Raw genomic sequence first — 3,743 nt, forward strand, 5'->3', positions numbered from 1 at the left:
ACGGCCACCGAAAACGGGCCGAGGGCATCGGCGTACCGGTCGCTGGGTGTTTTCCGGTCGGTGTCGTCGACGGCTGAACCCGCGGACAGTTGGCCGTCGGCCGGCGCGCCCTCGGGCCTGTTGCCGAGATCCGTGATCAGCTGGCCGAGGCTGTTGCCGTCCGCGTGGATGACGGCGACCCAGTCCGGAACCTCCTCCAAATGGTCCGCGACCTTCTCCAGCGCATCCTTTGAGATGTGCGCGTACCGGGCGAGTCGGGTGAACCCGGCGTCCTGCGCGGCGCGTTTGGCCTGGCTGGGACGCGACCGGGGCTGGCGGGACCGCGGGCCGCCACCCTCAAAGACCACGTCGTGGGCGGGCAGGCCGCTGGCGGCGCACTCGTCCACGATCGGGATGCGTAGGAACCGGCTCGTCGCTCCGGGCCGGCCGCTCTTGACCAGTGGCAGCGATTCGTGGGCGTCGCGGCACCGCCTGGCCAGCATGCTGATGGGCAATTGTCCCTCCTCTTCGTGGACGCCGGCCCAGTCGAAGCACTCTCCGACGACACCGCACACGTCCAGGCCCGGGGCGGCCCGCAGCGCCCGTGCGGTGACCCGGCTCACCAGCGCTTTCCCTCTTTCCCGGTCGCGGACGACGATCTTGGCGCTGCCGGCCGCGTTCACCAGCAGCTGCGCGGGCTGGCCGTTGCTGATCCGCCAGTCCAGGTTGAAGCCGCTGAACTCGGTGGTCAGCGCGTCGCACACCCACTGCCGAAGGCCGTCGATGAGCTCGGACGCGCCGACGTTCTCGCGCCGTTTGGTGGTCTCGAAGATGAATGCCTGGTTTCCCGACGTCTCGATGAGGACGACGTGGCAGGTGAGGCCCATCCGGTGTCCTTTCTGTTCCCCCGAAACAGGGCGTGAACGCTAACCACGTCAGTGGTTCGTGCTTACACCCACCTCTGACGGATGAGACAGACTGTCGGTCCCAGCCGTGGCCCGCTCGCGGCGGCGGGACCGACAACCCCCCGTGCCCGTTACTGACGGATGACGGCCTCGACGACCGCGAAGACCTCGTCCGGGGTCAGCGCGCTGCGGGAACCGTCGGGATGGCGGGGCGCCCCGCCCACGGAGGTACCGCCACCCCAGCCGGGTTCACGGGCCGCCAGCGCGGCGAGGATCGTCCCCGGCTCGTTCGCCGGGCCGACCGGGAAGCGGTCGACGAGGTCGCTGCGCCGCCCGATCGTGTAGACGATCGAGGAGTCCGGTAGCCGCCGCCACAGCACCGCGCGGGTGTGTCCGGCCGCGTAGACCGGGTCGAAGCCGTCACCAGCGCTGGTGGCCATCACCCAGCCGGTGCCGGTGTGGGTGACAGTGAAGGTCGGCTCCCGGCGGGTCGGCGCGGCAGGCCGCTCGTTCGTCGCGGGCACGCGGGTGATCAGCTCGGCGATTGCCGTGACGCAGCCGGCGAGCACCCGCGCGGGGTCACCCACCGGGGCGTGCCGGCGCGGCAGCGGGACGCTCGCGGCGAACTCGGCGAGCAGCGCCGGATCGGCCACCGGGTAGGCGGGGCCGTGCGCGTCCCGGCTGCCGACGGTCTCCACCAGCGCCCGGACACGCTGGGCGTGTGCGGGCGCGGACACGGACGCGGGGGCGACCCATGCGGGGTGCGCCAGCAGCGCCACCGCGAGCGCGGTGTCGGCGTCGATGTCGTTGACGTAGACGGTGTAGGCGCTCGGGTCGAGCCCGAGCAACAGCGCGTCCAGCACCTGCCGGCAGGTCGCCGAGGTCACCAGCCGTACGCAGTCGCCGTGGTGGTCGAAGCTCAGCCGGCGCCCGTCGAGATCGAGTTGTGGTCCCTGCACCAGCCCGTCCAGCGCGATGCTGTAAGGGGGCAGCTCGCGCAGGGGCACGACCCGGCCAGGGGCCACCACCACCCGCACAGCACCGATCGTCACGGTGTGCTCGCCGTGCTGGTCCGTCGCCCCGTCGCTCATTATCTGCCGCCTCCCGATCCGGCGCCGTCCCCCTGACGGCCGCCAACCTCATTCCTGGCAGACGGGCCTGTCTCGTGGCGCCGTACCCCCGCCGCAGCTTCCACTTCCACATCTTGAAGAAGTTTGTCGTACGCAGCCCGTAGCCGTGACCGGTCGTCGCACTCTGGGTCCAACTCGTTCTGTACGGCGGACAGCAGGCTGACCGTATTCAGGTATTTTCGGGGATTATTGGCCTGGACCTGAGTAAGTGCCTTATCAAATGGGACGACCGCTCCGTGTGTGGTTCCGCTTTTATTACGGAGACGGTATGCCGTGCGGCATGCTAGATTGGATGGATGGTTCCATTCTTTCGCGCCATCCGGCTTGGGCATCAACAGATCGGCCAGTGCGGTAGCTAAGTGTACCGCATGCCATTGATCGACGATGTGGTTGCTGTCGGGCCCGCGTTGGGGCTCGGCCAGTACTTTCGCAATCTCGATGCGGCGGGCAGTCTCGGCTCCGGGTTTTTCATGGGGAGGACATTTCTGAAGCATTGCGTCACGAAGAATATCCGCTCGCTTCGCGAGTGCCGCAAGTCTGGTTCCCGCTCGGCGGAGAGTCTCGGCCGCAGCGGTGAATTCAAGATCTAATAGATGTGCGACAGCGACTGAGGCCAGGATTTCGGTGTATCCGGGAAAAGCTGCTACCTGGTTGTCGAAAAGATCTATTTCGGTGCCACCATGGCCATTCGGTCGCATACCGCCGATATAAAGTGGGCAACCGGTTTCTGCCGCCAGGTCGGTGGCGGCGAGCAGCGTTCCGGCATTCATCGGATTAGTGCCCGGGCCGGCCAGTACAACTATTGCCTCCAGATTGTAAACTCCTTCTATTCGACGGAATTCGTCGGCCAGGGTGTCACGTATTGCTGAGGTGTTCGACGGTACCCTGATTGCCGCTGTATCATTTCCTAATTGATGATTATGGGTGCTATGTAGTGGTTTCTGAAGAAGCTGAGCGGACTCGCGGCCCATCCCGATCGTGTCGTCACTGCAGATCAGGCGAGTACGTATGGTCAGTAGTTCGTTTTGATCAGCAGCGGGTTTCGTCGGTTCGATGAGCACGGCTATTCTCAGCTGTAGCTTCGGATTCCGAACCGCTTCAACAAATGGTCGTCTGCCGTCGGGGGAAACCTCGTTGAGACCGATGCAGTAGGCGACGATTACCTCGCCTGAAGCGGCGGACGACCAGCGGGCCAGGTCGCATGGCCCGGTAAGTAGCGGATGTCCACGGCGAGGATCCCGGGCGTCGGCCGTACAAGCGTCTTGTGCAGCCTTCACCAGATAGGTTCGCGTGGGTGGTCGTAGATCATGAGCGGATCCACTCGCTATCCTGTTGATGTAGGCCCGATCCAGAACAAAGTTTTTGGCTGGCGTACGGGGTACACCCGGTTCCCGTAGTTTACCCAACAAATTGCCGAGAGTACTCGTCTGCGCGGGATCGCGCCCGTCGGTGGCCCGTTTGTCGCGTAGCTGTTCATACTGAGTGGCAACCCAGGCGCGGCCCATCATGACGGCCTTCACCTCGCGTCTGACGAGTCGGTCGAAGAAGGCGTTTTCGATGGCCACTGTCTTGGCCGGGGACAAAGGGCCGTCGGGATCGATCCCGAGCCTCTGAGCGTAGGTAGAAAATCGCGACAAGTCAAGCCGCTGCCGTGCGTCCAAAAGCTGGAAGACGTCGCGCTGGCGTTTATCATCTTCCAGTAGAGCGAGGCCGCTGAACAAACGTCGGC

General features: G+C 65.3%; 2 protein-coding genes and 1 pseudogene. All 3 read right to left on the reverse strand.

The annotated features are described in order from the left end of the window. A pseudogene (locus MJ785_RS20910) lies at positions 1 to 866 on the reverse strand (hypothetical protein); the annotation flags it as partial. A gap of 149 nt (positions 867 to 1,015) precedes the next feature. After that, positions 1,016 to 1,975, reverse strand: a complete 960-nt coding sequence (locus MJ785_RS20915; RefSeq protein ID WP_239313705.1) for a hypothetical protein — start codon at positions 1,973 to 1,975, stop codon at positions 1,016 to 1,018. Next, a partial coding sequence (locus tag MJ785_RS20920) for a hypothetical protein (RefSeq protein ID WP_239382506.1) occupies positions 1,975 to 3,743 on the reverse strand: 1,769 nt, incomplete at its 5' end. The genes MJ785_RS20915 and MJ785_RS20920, both read right to left, overlap by 1 nt.

The sequence above is a fragment of the Protofrankia sp. CiT1 genome (assembly GCF_917627335.1).
GTDB lineage: Bacteria > Actinomycetota > Actinomycetes > Frankiales > Frankiaceae > Protofrankia.

What these genes read in the sequence shown, in the direction of transcription:
- MJ785_RS20915 (WP_239313705.1), bottom strand. Translation starts at nt 1,975, where the DNA reads ATGAGCGACGGGGCGACGGACCAGCACGGCGAGCACACCGTGACGATC.